Raw genomic sequence first — 16,034 nt, 5'->3', positions numbered from 1 at the left:
TCAGCGCTGCGGCTGCAGCTGCCAGTCCGGCCGGATGTAGTGGCAGGTGTAGCCGTTCGGGAACCGCTCCAGGTAGTCCTGATGCTCGGGCTCGGCCTCCCAGAAGTCGCCGGCGGGGCTGACCTCGGTGACCACCTTGCCCGGCCAGCGTCCCGAAGCTTCCACGTCGGCGATGGTGTCCAGCGCGATCTGGCGCTGCTCGTCGTCGAGGTAGAAGATCGCCGAGCGGTAACTGGTTCCGACGTCGTTGCCCTGCCGGTTACGCGTGGTCGGGTCGTGGATGGCGAAGAAGAACTCCAGCAGGCTGCGGTAGTCGGTGGCCGCGGGGTCGTAGGTGATCTCGATGGCCTCGGCATGGGTGCCGTGATGGCGGTAGGTGGCGTTCGGGACATTGGGGTCGCCGGTGTAGCCGACGCGGGTGCTCACCACGCCGGGCTGCTTGCGGATCAGGTCCTGCATGCCCCAGAAGCAGCCGCCGGCCAGGATCGCTCTCGGGAAATTGGTCATGCCCCGATTATCCGCAGCTATCCGCAGCTATCCGCGGCCCGCCACCGGATAGGACCGGTAGCTGGTCAACACCGCGCTGGGCTCGCGATACGGCGGCGCCTGCGCCGTCAGCTCGGGGAAGCGGTCGAACAGGGCGAGCAGACCCAACCGGATCTGCATCCGGGCCAACGGCGCGCCCAGGCAGACATGCGGACCGAACCCGAAGCCCAGGTGGCCGGTCTGCGAGCGGGCCAGGTCCAGCCGGTCGGGGTCGGGAAACACCGAGGGGTCCCGGTTGGCGGCCGCCAGCCCCAGCAGGATCGGGGCACCGGTATCGATCAGGGCGTCACCGATCTGGATCGGGGCGCTGGCCACCCGGGAGATCATCAGGGCTGGGCTGATCATCCGGACCAGTTCGTCAACGGCGTGCGGGGAGTCGGCCAGCAGGCCGCGTTGCCCGCGCTCCTGCATCAGCAATGCGGCCGCCCCGGTCAGCACGGCCGTGGTGGTGTCGTGTCCGGCCGACAGCAAGAAGATGGCGTTGTGCAGCAGCTCGTCGTCCGACACCGGCAGCCCGCTGGTCGCCACCACGGACAGCAGGTCGTGACCGGGATCGGCGCGGCGCAGCACCAGCAGATCGGCGAGCAGAGCCTTCATCCCGGCAGCGGCGTCGTCCGCGGCGACGAACACCTCGCGAGATGCCGCCGGTTCCAGTGCCGCGATCAGCGCCATCGACCAGGTCGCCAGGTTGTCCAGCTCGCTGTCGGGCACGCCCAGCAGGGTGGCGATCGCCCCTAGCGGCAACGGCTTGGCGAACTCGGCCACCAGGTCGAAGCCGTCGGGGTCCAGCCCGGCCGCCAACGACCGGGCCCGGGCGGCGACTTCGGTTTCGAAGGAGGCCAGCGCTCGCGGCGTGAACGCTCGGGACAGCGGGGCCCGCAGCCGGCGGTGATCGTCACCGGAGCGGTAGAACAGGTTGTGTTCCACGTGGGTCAGATACGGGCGGCCCGGATCCAGCTTGCGGCGGTACAGGTTTCGCCGGTCGGTGCTGACTCGTTCGTCGCGCAGCATCGCCAGCACGTCGGCATAACGGGTCAGCACCCACAGCCCCTGGCTGTTGCGGTGCACCGGTTCGGCTTCGGCGAACCGGCGCTGATACGTCAACGGATCGACGTGCAGCTCCGGGTCGCGGAAGTCGAAGTCGAGCGCGCCCATCAGGTGCGTTCAGCGATCCAGGACGCCACCAGATCCGCGCAGATCGTGCGGCTGTCCGTCGGCTGCTCCAGGTAGTGGTCGCCGGGGATGAAATGGAGCTGCTTGTCGGTGCTGGCCAAACAGTCGTGGATGTGGTGAGCATCGCTGGGGAACACCCCGGTGTCCGCGGTACCCTGGATCACCAACGACGGCAACGTGATCCGGCCCAGGTGCGGAGTGCCCTGACAGAACGACGTCTGCAGGCTCCACATGGACAGCCAGGTCCGCAACGTGCAGTGCGCGGCGATGTTGTACGGCGCGCGATTGGCGCGCCGCGGGTCACCCAGGTAGCACTGATTCAGCGGACGATCCGACGGGTCCAGCGAGGCATCGAGGTAACGCGGGTCGGCCCACACTCGATGCACCGAGAAGGAGCGGTCGTAGGTGCCGCCGGCCTTGAGCCGCTTGAGCTCCGCCTGCGCCCACGCGGTGATCCGGTCATTGCGGTCGCGCTGAGCCTGGCGGTAACGGGCGATGAATTCCGGCGTGTAGGGCGGCGCGTTCTGCTCGGCGTACATGTCCAGCGACGGATCGCAGGACAGCGGGTCGGTCTCGTCGGTCACCGACGGGTCGATCCACGCGGTCAGCACCTCCGGGCGCCCAGCGTGCGCCTGGGTGGACACGTAGAGGTCGCCGGGCGGCAGCGTGTTGACTGCGTCGGGAACCGGACCGCCGCCGACCGTGGTGATGTGCGGGTCCACGGACTGGGACTGGTAGGCGGCCATCAGCGATCCACCGCCGGAGTTGCCGAGCAAGACGATGGTCTCGACGCCGGCCTGTTCGCGCAGCCACTGCACCCCGGCCGCGATGTCGAGCAGGGCATGCTCGAGCAGGAACAGCGACTCGCCGCTGCGATACCGGGTGTTCCAACCCAAGAACCCGTAGCCGCGTTCGGCCATGAGCGGCGCCAGGTAGTGCTCGGCGAAGTCCACGTTGTAGTGGCTGGCGATCACCGCCACCTTCGGCTTGACGCCGGCCGGGGTCCAGTACAGCCCCTGGGCCGGGTGGTAACCGGCCGGGTTCACGCCCGCCGATGCCGAAGTGAGCGAGACGAATTCGCGGGTTACCGCCACTGCATTACTCCTTTGATCATGAATCCTGATCACGCCAGCTCACCGACCGATACCAGGTGTCGGTGAGCGTTTTCACCGCTGCTTCTTCGTCCAATTTGCGGCCTGGCACGTCGCCGCCTGCCACCAGCCAGACATAGGTGAAGTGGTTGAGCATCGCGACAATCGCGGACCCGACCAGCTCGGGGTCGGCGTCGGGCGCCCAGCCCTTACGCTGTGCCATCCGCACCGTCTGCGCCACCCAGTCGATCGCGTCGGCGCACATGTCCCGCCAGCGCTGGGCGAACTCGTCGTTGATCATCGCCAGCTGGAACACCCCGACCATGACCCCGAGGTGTTCGCGGTAGGTCTCCCAGTGCGCTCGCACCGATTCCTCGATGATCTCCCGCAGGTCCTGGCCCGGGTGCAATGCCTGCACCGCACGGCTTTTCGCCGTGGCCCGGAAGTCCTCGGCCAGCGACGCCAACAGGTCTTCCTTGGATTCGAAGTAGTGGTAGAACGACGCGGGCGAGCGTTTGGCGGCCGAGGTGATGTCGGTGATCGTCGTCTTGAAGAAGCCCTTGCGGGCGATCACTTCACGGGCCGCCTGCTCAAGGCGGGCCTGGGTGTCGCGGCCCCGGACGGTGGGACGGCTGGCCGACCCGTCCTCGGATGTCATGCCGGTTCCGCCTGGTCCAACTCGGCCACCAACTCCGCCAGCCGGCGTTCGCCCGGGGGAGTCTGGCCGCCGGCGGCCAGGAAGCGCTGCATCTTCGCCCATGCGGCGCCGCGGCCGAGCATCCGGGCGAACGCGGAGCGCTCCACCGCCAGTCCCGCGGCGAGGTCCGGGGCGGCCAGGGTGGCCTTGACATCGGCGATGTCCGCCAGTGGCACCGTGGCGATCCGCTGCACCAGCCGGTCCAGGAAGGGGCCGACGGCGTCCGCGTCCAACGCCCGGTTGACCAGCCCATAGCGCTCGGCGAGGCCCGCATCGAGGTCGTCATGGCCGAGGATGACCTCCAGCGCGCGGCCCCGCCCCAGCAGACCGAGCAGGTGCTGCGGACCCGAACCGGCCGGGATGACGCCGATCCCGGTCTCGATCTGGTTGAACAGCGCCCGGCCGGTGACCGCAAACCGCAGATCGAGGTTGACCAGCAGCTCCATCCCACCGCCGGCCACCCGTCCGGCGACCACCCCGATGGTGACCTGGTCAAGCGCGCGGAAGGCCCCGACCAGATCCTGGAAGGAACCGCAGGCGGCCTCGGTGTTCTCGACCGAGGCAGCCAGCAGCGCGAGATCGACATGGGCGATGAAGAAGTCGGGGTTGGCGCTTTCCAGAACCACCACCCGCACGTCGCGGCCGGCGGGTGACCGCAGCCAGTTCACCAGTCGCCACAGGTCGCCCATCATGGTGGCGTCCATCAGGTTGATCTCGCCGTGGCTGATGCATACCCGAGCCACCGGTCCGTCGTGGCTGACCTTCAGCGACGCCAGGGAATCGACGCCCACGATTGCCCGATTCAGCCCAGCTGGGTGGTGGTCGTCTTCGACGTGACCACCTTGGGGTCAGCGGCCCGTTCGGTGCTGTTCAGCAACTTGTGTGCCAACTGCGGGTCGGGTTCGAACCCGGGGGTGTCGCGGCACAGCTCGATCATGATGCCGTTGGGGTCCAGGTAGTACAGCGAGTGGCACCAGCCGTGGTCGACGTCCATTAGCGCCTTGATTCCGGCGGCTTCCATCCGGGCCCGGACTTCGTTCTGCTTCTCTTCGGTGGCCCGGAAGGCGAAGTGGTTCACCCACACCGGCAGTCCGTTCGGGCGGGACAACGAGCTGGACCAGTCGGGCTTCTCCCCGACCCCGTGCAGGTCGAAGAACGCGATGCACGAGCCGTCGCCGAGGTCGTAGAACACATGCCGGAAGAAGCCTTCTTGCAAGTGCTCGACTTCGGTGTGCACCAGCGGCAAACCCAGTAGGTCCTCGTAGAAGTGGTTCGTGGCTTCCAGGTCGGCGCAGGCGTAGGCGGCGTGGTGCAGGCCGACGGTGGGCTTGGGGGACGTCACTGGCTACCGAACCTCCTCACGGCCCGTGGTGGGCCGACGGCGTCACCGTAGCACCGCCGGTGAATATAAACCCAGATTCGATTCTGGGCGTGGACCCTCGACAACCTTGCTAGAACGTGTTCTAGTTCTTCGCATGACGAAACCGCAGTTCAGCCGCGCAGAACTCGCGGCCGCATTTGACGTGTTCGAGCAGACCGTCGCCGGCGCCGCCGAGACCAAGGACTGGGACGCCTGGGTGGCGCACTACACCCCCGACGTCGAATACGTCGAGCACGCGATGGGCACCATGCATGGGCGCGACGAGGTCCGCAGCTGGATCCGCAAGACCATGTCGACCTTCCCCGGCAGCTACATGACCGAGTTCCCGGCATTGTGGTCGGTCATCGACGAGGAAGGCGGGCGCATCATCTGCGAACTGGACAATCCGATGCGCGACCCGGGCGACGGCACCATCATCAGCGCCACCAACATCTCGATCGTTACCTACGCCGGCGACGGCCTGTGGAGCCGCCAGGAGGACATCTACAACCCGCTGCGCTTCGTCGCCGCGACCATGAAATGGTGCCGCAAAGCCCAGGAGCTCGGCACCCTCGACGACGAAGCGGCCGCCTGGATGCAGCAGTTCGGAGGTAACGCGTGAGAGGTAAGCCCAAACTCGTCATCGGGGCGAACGGATTCTTGGGGTCGCACGTCACCCGCCAGCTCGTCGACGCCGGAGAAGACGTACGGGTGATGGTGCGCCCGAACGCCAACACCATCGCCATCGACCACCTCGACGTCACCCGGTTCCACGGCGACATCTTCGACTCCGCCACCCTGGCCGAGGCGATGGCCGGCTGCGACGACGTCTACTACTGCGTCGTGGACACCCGCGCCTGGCTGCGCGACCCGAGCCCGCTGTTCCACACCAACGTCGAGGGCACCCGCAACGTATTGGCGGTCGCCAAAGACGCCGACTTGCGACGATTCGTGTTCACCAGCAGCTACGCCACCGTGGGCCGGCGCCGCGGTCACGTCGCCACCGAGGACGACATCATCAACCCGCGCGGACTCACGCCCTATGTCCAATCCCGGGTGCAGGCCGAAGAGCTGGTGTTACGCAGTGCAGAAGCCGGGCTGCCCGCGGTCGCGATGTGTGTGTCCACCACCTACGGCGACGGCGACTGGGGCCGGACCCCGCATGGCGCGTTCATCGCCGGGGCGGTGTTCGGCAAGCTGCCGTTCCTGATGACGGGGATCGAGCTGGAAGTGGTCGGCGTCGACGATGCCGCCCGCGCGATGATCCTGGCCGCCGAGCGTGGACGCAACGGCCAGCGCTACCTGATTTCCGAGCGGTTGATCCAGCTGCAGGACGTGGTCAAGATCGCGGCCGACGAAGCCGGGATGCCGGCACCGGAGCGTGCGATCTCGGTGCCGGCGCTATATGCGCTGGGCGCGTTGGGCAGCCTGCGGGCTCGCCTGACCGGCAAGGATGCCGAGCTGAGCCTGAAGTCGGTACGGATGATGCGTGCCGAAGCTCCGGTCGATCACAGCAAGGCGGTGCGCGAGCTCGGTTGGCAGCCACGACCGGTGGAGGAATCGATCCGGGAGGCGGCGCGTTTCTGGATGAAACTGCGTGACGCCAAAAAGCGAGGTACCCCCGCATGAAACACGACCGTTCAAGCAGTCGACCGATTCACCTCCCGACTGACGAGTACCCGATCACCGTGACCCCGACCGGCCGGCAGGTCACGGTGCGGATCGGTGGCGAGATCATCGCCGACAGCACCGAGGCGCTGACCCTTCAGGAATCGAATCACCCTGCGGTGCAGTATATTCCGCTGGCTGACGTCAAGACCGAGCTGCTGACTCGTACCCAGACCACCAGCTACTGTCCCTTCAAGGGCGATGCTGCCTACTACAGCGTCACCACCGCGGACGGCCAATGCGTCGCCGACGCGATCTGGACCTACGAGCAGCCATATGCCGCGGTCGCGCCGATCGCCGGGCATGTCGCGTTCTACCCCGACAAGGCTGAGATCAGCATCGGGGCCTGAGGCTCGCCAGGACTTCTCTAGAGCCCCAACAATTGCCCGGCGAACCGGGTGTCGGTGTACTCGCGCACCGAGACGATCCGACCGTCTTGGGTGTCGACGATGTACGCGAGCGGGCTGTCATAGTGCGAACCGTCGGCGGCGTGACAGTCACCCAGCGCTTCGATCACCACGGTCTCCTCTTCGTTGATGCACCGGACCAGCTCCAAGTTGATCCGCAAGCCCAGTCGGCGCTGTTCGACTTCCAGCCGCAGCTCGTCCTTGTCGACGGCCTGACGGGTCATGATGCTCCACCAGGTGAAGTCGTCGCTGAGCAGCGCAAAAATATCGTCCAGGTCGTCGTCGCCGCAGATGCCCTGGAGAAACATCCACGCCAATTCCGCCTGCGGATCATCGAACGGGGTGGCCATTTCTCCATCGTGACCGGGCGGCGCGGAGCGGTCAACGACGACAAGCCATCCTTATGATCGCGTCATCAGTAATTCGCTTTGTCGTACCGTCGCTTTTCCCGGCCCGGCCAGCCCTGCGCTGACGCTGGCACCGCTGCGCCGCGGGCCGGGCGACCCATGCCTGCAGGTGGTTGACGGCGCCGTCTGGCGAACCAGCCTGATGCCCAGCGGGCCGGTGACGGCGCGCATCGTCCAGGTGGAGCCAGACGCGGTGGACTGTGCGGCCTGGGGCGCCGGTGCCGCGGAGTTTCTTGACGGGGCACCGGCATTGTTGGGTGTTCACGACGACGTGACCGACTTCGTGCCGACCGACCCGACGGTGGTCGCCGCCCACCGGCGCCTGCCGCACCTGCGGCTGGGTCGCACCGGTCGGGTGCTTGAGGCGCTCATCCCGGCGGTGCTCGAGCAGCGGGTACCGGGGGCCGATGCTTTTCGGGCCTGGCGGCTGCTGGTCACCGAGTTCGGCTCGCCGGCGCCCGGTCCGGCGCCGTCGCGAATGCGGGTGCCGCCGTCGGCGCAGACCTGGCGGACCATCCCGTCATGGAAGTTCCATCGGGCCAACGTCGATGGCGGGCGGGCGCGCACCATCGTCGGTTGCGCGGGGCGGGTGGACGCCCTGGAACGGCTGGCGGCCCGCCCGGCCGCCGAAGCCCGGGCGGCACTGATGTCGCTGCCCGGTGTCGGGGAGTGGACCGCGGCCGAAACAGCGCAGCGGGCGTTCGGTGATGCCGACGCATTGTCGGTCGGCGACTATCACCTTGCGACGATGATCGGCCGCACGTTGCTCGGACTGCCGCTCGACGCATTGTTCACCGACGAAGCCATGGTCGAATTGATGGAGCCGATGCGGCCGCACCGGCACCGGGTGGTGCGGTTGCTGATCGACAGCGGGCTCGCTGTCAGCAAACGACGCGGGCCGCGGCTGGCTCTGCAGCGGATCAGCTCGCTGTAGACGGCTTGGCGGGCGGGCCGTCGGTCGCCGTGGCAAACCTCCCGGAGTCCAGCGCGTCGAGCAACTGGGCGGCGATCCACTCGAACGTGGACGTGTCGCGCGGCAGCAGGGCCTGTTCGTAGCCGATCAGCAGATAGATCGCCCAGTTTGCGAACAATTGCGCCTGCCGGTTGTCCTGGAGGACTTCCTGTGCCGATTCGAAGAGGATGTCGAAGCGTTGCTGATCTACCTCGGCCTGCACCGCGTGCACACGTGCGTCCGCTGAGCTCCAGGCGCGGATGGCGGCTTCGGCCCCGTGCGGCAAGGCCAGACCGATCTGGATCAGGCTGTCGAGGCGCTGCCGTGGGTCGGGTATCGCGCGGACGAACTCGACGTGCTGGAGGGTGCGCTCATCGAGCCAGTGTTGAACCAGGTCACGGGTGTAAACCGGCCAGCTGGTGAAGTAGTGGTAAAACGAGCCGGTAGTCACGCCGAGCCGGTTGCAGACTTCGGCGAGCTTGAGGCCGCCGTAACCCAATTCGGACAGTATTTCGAAACCTGTGTCGAAGTACGCCTGTCGAGAGAGAGCCGCGGCCATAAGTCGACTTTAGTTCGCTGGGCGCAGTTGGCATACAGTGCGTCTGAGTCTTAAGTGAATATTCGTAATTGCAATATTTCTGGGGTTCTACGCTACGCCGTGCCACACTTGTCTAGTGCGGGATGTGGCATTTCGCAGGGTTGGGCGCCCCCGCGGGGCGCGCTCCGGCGTGACCAGGGAACGCATCGTGACGGCCGCTAGCGGCGTCTTCGGCGAATTCGGCTACCACGCAACAACGTTCCAAGCGATAGCGGAGCGAGCACAGCTGACCCGCCCGGCGATCAACCACTATTTTCCCAGCAAGCAACTGCTCTATCAGGCGGCTCTGACACAGGCTGAGGGCTTGTTCGACCACGCCGTCGATCAGGCGCGTACCGAGCAGACCCTGGTTGGACAGCTCGCAGCCGTCATCGTGTCTTTTACTCAGCTCGGCGAACAGGACCGCACGGTTGCGGCGTTTGCGGTCACAGCGGTGGTAGATGCCCAGCGTGACCCGGTGCTCAAGTCGCTGCTGGGCGATATCCAGGGCCCCCGCGGGCGTTTCTGGCCGAGGCGCTCACCGACGCCATCGACCGGGGAGAGCTGGTCGCCACCTCGGGTATAGGCGAGCTCATCGAGATGTTGTTGGCCGTGTTGTGGGGGATCACCTTCTATGTGTCGCTGGTTGGCAATCAGGCGGCCGCGGCAGGGGTGGTCGCCACCTTGCAGGCGCTGTTGAGCCAGGAACTCTGGCAGTTGCGTCAGCCAGCCGACGGATAGAGTTAATAGACCGGCTAACTTTCATCGGTAGTATGGCGTGCGACACTGGCCGCGACCAAGCGAGGTAACCCGATGAGCGCACTCCGTACCCACGACGACACCTGGGATATCGCCACCAGCGTCGGCTCGACGGCGGTAATGGTGGCCGCCGCCCGCGCCTCCGAGACCGCCAGCGCCGATCCGCTGATCAATGACCCGTACGCCAAACTCCTAGTCGCCGGGGCCGGCACCGGGATCTGGGAGATGCTGCTCGACGACACGTTGGTCGAGAAGGTGGAGGCCCTCGACGCCGAGGTCGCTGCGGTCTACCACCACATGCGCAACTACCAGGCCGTTCGGACGCACTTCTTCGACGCCTTCTTCGCCGACGCGGTCGCCGCCGGCATCCGCCAGGTGGTGATCCTGGCGTCCGGGCTGGACTCGCGGGCCTACCGGCTGGACTGGCCGGCCGGCACCACCGTCTATGAGATCGACCAGCCGAAGGTCCTGGCCTACAAGGAGCAGACCCTGGCGGCCAATAACGTGACGCCGGTGGCCGAGCGCCGCGCCGTGGCCATCGACCTGCGGCAGGACTGGCCGGCCGCGTTGACCGCCGCCGGCTTCGATCCCGCGGCCCCGACCGCATGGCTGGCCGAGGGCCTGTTGATGTACCTGCCCGCCGACGGCCAGGACCGGCTGTTCGACCAGATCACCGCGCTCAGCGCCCCGGGCAGCCGGATCGCGGCGGAGACCGCGGGCAACCACCGCTCCGATGAGCGGCGCCAGCAGATGTCGGAGCGGTTCAAGAAGATCGCCGAGACGATCGGGCTGGAGCAGACCATCGACATCCAGGATCTGATCTATCAGGACGAGGACCGGGCGCCGGTGCGGGCGTGGCTCGACGAGCACGGCTGGCAGGCCGCTTCGCAGCCCTCCACCGCCGAGATGCGCCGGCTGAATCGCTGGGTGGACGGGTCGGTGACGGACGATGCGGACGCGTTCTCCGAGTTCGTCACCGCGGTGCGCAGCTGACTGGGCATACCCGACATAGCGGACTCGATTCTTCCCCCGTATACAGAGAAGGCCTGGAAGTTGGCGCTAGGTCTGGTCTAGGTCTGTTCTAGCGTGGCGATCGAATCGAGGAAGGAAACTGATGTCCGGAGTGCAGGATCGTGTTGTCGTCGTCACCGGAGCCGGTGGTGGGTTGGGCCGCGAATACGCCCTGACCTTGGCCCGCGAGGGGGCCTGTGTGGTGGTCAACGATCTCGGTGGTGCCCGCGACGGCACCGGTACCGGGCACAACATGGCCGATCACGTGGTCGCTGAGATCAAAGAGGCCGGCGGCCGGGCCGTCGCCAACTACGACAGTGTCGCCGACGCCGACGGCGCGGCCAACATCATCAAGACTGCGATCGACGAGTTCGGGAAGGTCGACGGCGTGGTCAGCAACGCCGGCATCCTGCGCGACGGCACCTTCCACAAGATGACGTCGGAGAACTGGGACGCCGTGCTGAAGGTGCACCTCTACGGCGGTTACAACGTGGTGCGGGCGGCGTGGCCGCACTTCCGTGAGCAGAGCTACGGCCGGGTGGTCGTCGCCACCTCCACCAGCGGATTGTTCGGCAACTTCGGGCAGGCCAACTACGGCGCCGCCAAGCTCGGCCTGGTCGGCATGATCAACACGCTGGCCATCGAGGGCGCCAAGTACAACATCAAGGCCAACGCCATCGCCCCGATCGCGGCAACCCGGATGACCGAGGACATCCTGCCGCCGGAGGTGCTGGCCAAGCTCAAGCCCGAGTACGTCGCACCGGTGGTGGCCTACTTGTGCACCGAAGAGGTCGCCGAGACCGGCTCGGTGTTCATCGCCGGCGGCGGCAAGGTGCAGCGGACCGCGCTGTTCGAGAACGCCGGCGCCACCTTCGAGAACCCGCCGTCGGTCGACGAGATCGCGGCGCAGTGGTCGACGATCGCCGACCTGTCGGCGGCCAAGTCGGCCAGCTTCTCGCTGTAGTAGCCGGCGGAGGCCGGTCCGCCCCGCCCGGCACCGGGCTGCCTATTCGTCCGATCCGTCACTTGGCTGCCCGTTCGTCCCATCCGTCACCGGACCGGAGGGCAGGGGTGTTTGCCCGCCTCTGAGCGACAATTGACGTTATGTCTGGTGCTGGGCGGGGACGCGACGGAATCCAACGCAGCTGCCATAGATGGACATAACTGCGTCTGTCGCTCAGAGGCGGGCAAACACCACACCTCCCGATTCCCGTGACACGGGCGACGGATGTAGTCCCGGGGACCGAATCATCTCCATGATCCAGTCCCGCAGCACCGGTACTGCGGCGTTGCTGCGCAGGTAGTCCTCGATGACGGCTCTCGGCGGCTTAGTGCGTCAGAGCCCCGCGAACGCGGCTTGGATATCCGACATGGTGTTGGTGACAATCTGGAGTCCGAAGCCGGCTGCCAGCGTTTCCAGCGCCGTGGTGGCCGCGATCGGCAAACCGACGGCGTCCAGCAGGTCACCGCTTTGCAGGTTGGTGGTGAAGAGATCGGCCGCGTAGGCCGGCAGAGCGGTGAACAGCGCATTGACGACGTCTGAAAGCCCCGACAAACCACCGTTGGCGGCCGACAGGGCGCTCGAGAACGCGTCGGCGATCCCGCTGAACGTCAATGGATCGACGCTCGTGGGGGCAAGACTTGACGCCGCGGAGGACAAGGCCGACGACAACGCGGACGCCATGGCCGAGGGGTCGGACAGGTCACCCATGAAGGCGGTCCAGCCTTGCTCCGCGCCAGCCACCAACGCGTTGATGACGGTGGTCGGGTCGACGTCCGGGAACAGTCCGAACGGGGTGGCGATGTTCGCCGGGGCGTCGGAGTAGCCGAGGTTGTCGGCGCCGTAACCCAGGTTGATCAGGTAGGTCAGATCGGGCCCCAGCAGGTCCTGGAGTGGTTTGGGCAGCAGCGCGACCAGCGGCGCGGTCTCGTCGATCATGTAGTAGTTGGTCAGGCAGCTCGCGCAGGGATCGGTCGTCGAGTTCTCCGATCCCGGCAGCAGGGTCGCATTGGCGATCTGCTCGGCGGTGGGGCCGCTTCCGTCCACGCCGCCGTTCAGATAGGTGCCGTGCAGCTCCTTGATGCCCAAGAAGGCATTCAGGTCGGACAGGAAGTCCAGCGGGTAGCGCGGAAAGTCGGCGAAACCGTCGTATTCCAGGGTGTAGATGCTGGTGTGGAAGTCGTCGGCGGGGGTGGCGCCGTCGAAGCTGATTCCCATGCTGGGGATGTTCAGCTCCAGCGGGTTCGAGGTTCCCGACGTGGTCTCGAATCCGTTGAAGCGCTCCAGCAGCCCGCCGTTGGGGTTGCTCGGGTCGGCGATCAGCACGAAGTTCACCGGCAGATCACTCGGCGTTCCCGCCTGGTCCAGCTGTTGCATCTCGAGGCTGGCGATCGTGGAGCTCTGCGAATAGCCGAACACCGTGACGGCATTCCCGTCGGCGAGTTGGGCCTTGATGTTGTTGTCCAGAATCGTCATCCCTTGCCCGACGGACGTGGTCTGGCTCGGGAAGCCGTTGGAACCGGCGGGATAGTTGAGCCGCAACACGTTGATGCCGTCCAGCGGGTAGAGCCCCTCAGGGGTGAACAGCCCGTTAGCCAGGACTCCCGGGTAGGTGGTGTCGGGGACGTTGGGATGGATATAGAGGGAGTCGGCCGCGTTGACATAGCCGGTGCCGGGGATCGGCGTACCGCTGCCGCCGATGACCAGGCCGACGGTTTCGCCGGCCATCAGGCGTACCTGGATTTTTGCTGACGGCGGCGCCACCGGGCTGACGGCGATGATGCCGGCGCCGACCAAGGCGATTCCGGCGGTTGCGTAGGGGCGGAGTGCAATTTCCATGAGAAGTCCCCGAGCCGAAGTAATAAGGTTCTAAAAGTACCTCCGTCAGATCTCAGGGTGCAATGGTGAATTCAGCTCAGCCGAGCAGCGCGCCGCGCAGCCCATCGCGGTCGGACTCGGTGACCCCGGCGGCCTGCAGGAAACCGTCGAAGGAGCCGAAATTCTGCTCGATCGAGCGTTCGGCAGCATCCAGGTAATCAGCGCGCACACCGAGGACCTCGTCGGAGAGGCGCGCTTCGGTGAAGGTCAGCACCTCGGGGGTGATCTCGGCCTCGGGCCGGGACCGAATCATCTCCATGATCCGGTCCCGCAGCACCGGTACCGCCGCGTTGCTGCGCAGGTAGTCCTCGATGACGGCGTCGCGGTCCACCCCGGCCGCTCGCAACACCACCGCGACGACGAATCCGGTGCGGTCCTTCCCGGCGAAGCAGTGCGCCAGCACCGGCCGGCCTTGCGCCAGCAGCGACACCACCCGCTGCACCGCCCGGCGGGACCCGGCGAGGGTGGGGAAGCGTTCGTACTCCTCAAGCATGTAGCGGGCGGCGACGTCGGCGGCCGAATCCTCGTCGGGCTTCTCGGCCATCATGTTGCGGAATGCGTCCTCGTGCGGAGCCGAGCTGTCCGGTGATTGGTCGCCGGCCAGGTCCGGGAAGGGCAGCAGGTGGATGTCCACACCGGCGGGAACCAGGCCCGGTCCGCGGCGGGTGACTTCGCGCGGTGACCGCAGATCGGCCACGTCAGACACCCCGAGTCGTAGCAATTCGTCGCGGCCGCGGTCCTCAAGGCGACTCAGTTCGCTGGACCGGAACAGGCGGCCGGGGCGCAGCGCGTCGGCGGTGTCGGAGACGTCGCGAAAATTCCACGCCCCGGGCAGATTCGGCTGGGAGGTCACCCGGCCACGATAGGACACCGTGCTGGCGGCTTGGCCGAGCAGACGTGAAACGGCCCCCGATCCGGGAGGGATCGGAGGCCGCTGCGTGTGCTGATGAGGTTTAGACCGGCGGGGAGTTCTGCGGGGGGTAGCCGCCCCCGCCGTCGACGCCGCGCAGGCCCCAGGTCAGGTACTTGAAGAAGAACTCGGCCTCGTCGCTCAGCTCGTAATCCGGATTCGGATCGTAACCGTAACCAGGACCCATGTCGTCAACCCCTTAGCTTGGATTTCCATCAGTTTAGTCGGCTCGTCAACGGCACAACAACGGACTGCCTAGAATCCTTCCAACCAGTTGATTGATACGCCGATGACACCGGCCCGGCGAAGAGTGAGTGGACATGGCAAACGGCAAGGCTACGCCGGGGGGACCGGCCCAGGGTCCCTCCCGCCGCGAGGAGTTGCTCGCGGTCGCTACCAAGTTGTTCGCCGCCCGCGGCTACCACGGCACCCGCATGGACGACGTCGCCGACGTAGTGGGGTTGAACAAGGCTACGGTCTACCACTATTACGCCAGCAAGTCACTGATCCTCTACGACATCTACCGGCAGGCCGGGGAACGCACGCTGGCGGCCGTCCACGACGACCCGTCCTGGACCGCGCGCGAGGCGCTCTACCAGTACACCGTGCGCCTGCTGGACCAGATCGCCGCCAACCCCGAGGGCGCGGCGGTCTACTTCCAGGAGCAGCCCTACATCACCGAGTGGTTCACCGAAGAACAGGTCGCCGAGGTCCGGCAGACAGAGATCCAGGTCTACGAGCACGTGCACGGCCTGATCGACCGCGGTATCGCCAACGGCGAGTTCTACCCGTCCGACTCGCACGTGCTGGCACTGGGCTACATCGGTATGACGTTGGGGGCCTATCGCTGGTTGCGGCCCAGCGGCCGGCGCAGCGCCAAGGAGATCGCCGCGGAGTTCAGCACGGCGTTGCTACGTGGGCTGATCCGAGACGAGACGATCCGGGTTGAGTCGCCGCTGGGTGTGTAGGGCGGGTAGGCGTCGCGCCGTCGCCATCGGGGCTGAGTTGCCCGGCGCGCGTCTTGCTGAGTGAATGGCTGTGGGCGATGGGCGCTCACGCCAAGCGAATCCTTCACCTGTGATCAGGTGGCGGCCTTCCGGTGTGTTGCGCTGAGTTCGCCCGTAGCACGAAGACTTCGTGGGTCAGCTAGTCGATGCAGCTAACGAATTGGCATTCTTAATCGCTTTGCTGCCAAACGATTAACTGTTCGATAGCAAACTACCTAGAGTGCGCAGGAACGCATTTCAGGAGCGATTGCCCGACCGTTTACGTTTGAACTACCACGGCCGTTTTAGGAGTTTGCGATGACGACCATCGCAATAGGATTGAACTGCGGTTATTTGCTATCCCGGCAATTGCTAGTTGGCCGGGCGTTGACGTGAATCGCGCAGCGGCTATCGAAAAGGTTGGGCTTCTCAGGTCTACTCGACAACACCTTGAGCTTGCCTGAGCCGACACCATCTGAGGAGGCATTGTGCAGCTGGCACCCGCTAGCACCGCTGCCTCGGTACGGGTTGGTTCAGCGCTGACATCGAGTACGTCCACCGGTCACAGTGAAGAAGGGGCAACATTCATGGTTCGTCAGCACAACATCCACG

20 protein-coding genes are annotated in these 16,034 nt (G+C 66.3%); 9 read left to right on the top strand and 11 right to left on the bottom strand.

All coding sequences use genetic code 11. The features are described from left to right. The 6 genes from msrA to BN4346_RS44880 are packed head-to-tail and all read right to left on the bottom strand — an operon-like array spanning window position 1 to window position 4,849. A complete protein-coding gene (gene msrA / locus BN4346_RS44905) occupies window positions 1-507 on the bottom strand; it encodes a peptide-methionine (S)-S-oxide reductase MsrA (protein WP_067976756.1) in 507 nt (168 codons plus the stop codon). Window positions 508-534: 27 nt separating this feature from the next. Beyond that, the gene (locus BN4346_RS44900) at window positions 535-1,701 is read right to left on the bottom strand and encodes a cytochrome P450 (RefSeq protein ID WP_067976755.1); all 1,167 of its coding nucleotides are present in this window, start codon (window positions 1,699-1,701) and stop codon (window positions 535-537) included. Next, a complete protein-coding gene (locus BN4346_RS44895) occupies window positions 1,701-2,813 on the bottom strand; it encodes an alpha/beta hydrolase (RefSeq protein WP_067976754.1) in 1,113 nt (370 codons plus the stop codon). The genes BN4346_RS44900 and BN4346_RS44895 overlap by 1 nt, the downstream gene beginning before the upstream one ends. 16 nt (window positions 2,814-2,829) lie before the next feature. Further along, the gene (locus tag BN4346_RS44890; protein ID WP_067976753.1) at window positions 2,830-3,468 is read right to left on the bottom strand and encodes a TetR/AcrR family transcriptional regulator; all 639 of its coding nucleotides are present in this window, start codon (window positions 3,466-3,468) and stop codon (window positions 2,830-2,832) included. Beyond that, window positions 3,465-4,298, bottom strand: a complete 834-nt coding sequence (locus tag BN4346_RS44885) for an enoyl-CoA hydratase/isomerase family protein (protein ID WP_067976752.1) — start codon at window positions 4,296-4,298, stop codon at window positions 3,465-3,467. Before BN4346_RS44885 ends, BN4346_RS44890 begins: the two co-directional genes overlap by 4 nt. Window positions 4,299-4,309: 11 nt before the next feature. Further along, window positions 4,310-4,849: a VOC family protein gene (locus tag BN4346_RS44880; RefSeq protein ID WP_067976751.1), complete on the bottom strand. Its 540-nt coding sequence runs from the start codon at window positions 4,847-4,849 to the stop codon at window positions 4,310-4,312. 133 nt (window positions 4,850-4,982) lie between these two features. Here BN4346_RS44880 and BN4346_RS44875 point away from each other — a divergent pair, with 133 nt between their 5' ends. From BN4346_RS44875 to BN4346_RS44865, 3 genes are read left to right on the top strand one after another with little or no spacing between them, the layout of a single operon-like run. Beyond that, a complete protein-coding gene (locus tag BN4346_RS44875; RefSeq protein WP_067976750.1) occupies window positions 4,983-5,489 on the top strand; it encodes a nuclear transport factor 2 family protein in 507 nt (168 codons plus the stop codon). Then, window positions 5,486-6,496, top strand: a complete 1,011-nt coding sequence (locus BN4346_RS44870) for an NAD-dependent epimerase/dehydratase family protein (RefSeq protein WP_067976749.1) — start codon at window positions 5,486-5,488, stop codon at window positions 6,494-6,496. The genes BN4346_RS44875 and BN4346_RS44870 overlap by 4 nt, the downstream gene beginning before the upstream one ends. After that, on the top strand, window positions 6,493-6,885 hold the full coding sequence (locus tag BN4346_RS44865) for a DUF427 domain-containing protein (RefSeq protein WP_067976748.1): 393 nt from the start codon (window positions 6,493-6,495) through the stop codon (window positions 6,883-6,885). Before BN4346_RS44870 ends, BN4346_RS44865 begins: the two co-directional genes overlap by 4 nt. A 17-nt stretch (window positions 6,886-6,902) precedes the next feature. Here the strand turns inward: BN4346_RS44865 and BN4346_RS44860 are convergent, their stop codons facing one another. After that, window positions 6,903-7,292 carry a nuclear transport factor 2 family protein gene (locus BN4346_RS44860; RefSeq protein ID WP_067976747.1) on the bottom strand — a complete coding sequence of 130 codons (390 nt, stop codon included), beginning with the start codon at window positions 7,290-7,292 and terminating at the stop codon, window positions 6,903-6,905. A gap of 64 nt (window positions 7,293-7,356) precedes the next feature. Here BN4346_RS44860 and BN4346_RS44855 point away from each other — a divergent pair, with 64 nt between their 5' ends. After that, a complete protein-coding gene (locus BN4346_RS44855; RefSeq protein ID WP_067976746.1) occupies window positions 7,357-8,283 on the top strand; it encodes a DNA-3-methyladenine glycosylase family protein in 927 nt (308 codons plus the stop codon). On the opposite strand, the gene BN4346_RS44850 is transcribed toward BN4346_RS44855, so the two are convergent. After that, window positions 8,270-8,860, bottom strand: a complete 591-nt coding sequence (locus BN4346_RS44850; protein ID WP_067976745.1) for a TetR/AcrR family transcriptional regulator — start codon at window positions 8,858-8,860, stop codon at window positions 8,270-8,272. The genes BN4346_RS44855 and BN4346_RS44850 overlap by 14 nt on opposite strands. 187 nt (window positions 8,861-9,047) lie before the next feature. Here BN4346_RS44850 and BN4346_RS49295 point away from each other — a divergent pair, with 187 nt between their 5' ends. The 4 genes from BN4346_RS49295 (at window position 9,048) to BN4346_RS44835 (ending at window position 11,612) form a co-directional block, all read left to right on the top strand. Then, complete coding sequence (locus BN4346_RS49295) at window positions 9,048-9,464, top strand: TetR/AcrR family transcriptional regulator (protein ID WP_235653795.1); 417 nt, start codon at window positions 9,048-9,050, stop codon at window positions 9,462-9,464. A gap of 14 nt (window positions 9,465-9,478) precedes the next feature. Continuing rightward, window positions 9,479-9,619, top strand: coding sequence for a hypothetical protein (locus BN4346_RS49290; protein ID WP_235653794.1), 141 nt, complete (start codon window positions 9,479-9,481; stop codon window positions 9,617-9,619). Between the two features lie 72 nt (window positions 9,620-9,691). Further along, window positions 9,692-10,630, top strand: coding sequence for a class I SAM-dependent methyltransferase (locus BN4346_RS44840; RefSeq protein WP_067976744.1), 939 nt, complete (start codon window positions 9,692-9,694; stop codon window positions 10,628-10,630). A 121-nt stretch (window positions 10,631-10,751) separates the two neighbouring features. Further along, window positions 10,752-11,612 carry an SDR family oxidoreductase gene (locus BN4346_RS44835; protein ID WP_067976743.1) on the top strand — a complete coding sequence of 287 codons (861 nt, stop codon included), beginning with the start codon at window positions 10,752-10,754 and terminating at the stop codon, window positions 11,610-11,612. Window positions 11,613-11,984: 372 nt separating this feature from the next. On the opposite strand, the gene BN4346_RS44830 is transcribed toward BN4346_RS44835, so the two are convergent. From BN4346_RS44830 to BN4346_RS44820, 3 genes are all read right to left on the bottom strand, one after another. Beyond that, window positions 11,985-13,487: a PE-PPE domain-containing protein gene (locus tag BN4346_RS44830; RefSeq protein ID WP_067976742.1), complete on the bottom strand. Its 1,503-nt coding sequence runs from the start codon at window positions 13,485-13,487 to the stop codon at window positions 11,985-11,987. 76 nt (window positions 13,488-13,563) lie between these two features. Next, window positions 13,564-14,379: a tyrosine-protein phosphatase gene (locus tag BN4346_RS44825; RefSeq protein WP_067976741.1), complete on the bottom strand. Its 816-nt coding sequence runs from the start codon at window positions 14,377-14,379 to the stop codon at window positions 13,564-13,566. Window positions 14,380-14,479: 100 nt separating this feature from the next. Continuing rightward, window positions 14,480-14,623 (bottom strand): hypothetical protein, encoded by a 144-nt coding sequence (locus BN4346_RS44820; RefSeq protein ID WP_096867745.1) that lies wholly within the window; start codon window positions 14,621-14,623, stop codon window positions 14,480-14,482. 133 nt (window positions 14,624-14,756) lie between these two features. On the opposite strand from BN4346_RS44820, the gene BN4346_RS44815 reads away from it, so the two are divergent. Continuing rightward, on the top strand, window positions 14,757-15,404 hold the full coding sequence (locus BN4346_RS44815; protein WP_067976784.1) for a TetR/AcrR family transcriptional regulator: 648 nt from the start codon (window positions 14,757-14,759) through the stop codon (window positions 15,402-15,404). The last annotated feature ends 630 nt before the right edge of the window (window positions 15,405-16,034 follow it).

Origin of the sequence: Mycolicibacter icosiumassiliensis (assembly GCF_900078685.2) — a bacterium.
Lineage (GTDB): Bacteria > Actinomycetota > Actinomycetes > Mycobacteriales > Mycobacteriaceae > Mycobacterium > Mycobacterium icosiumassiliensis.
The sequence above is the reverse complement of the archived record's forward strand: the minus strand, read 5'-3'. Positions and strand labels throughout refer to the sequence as shown.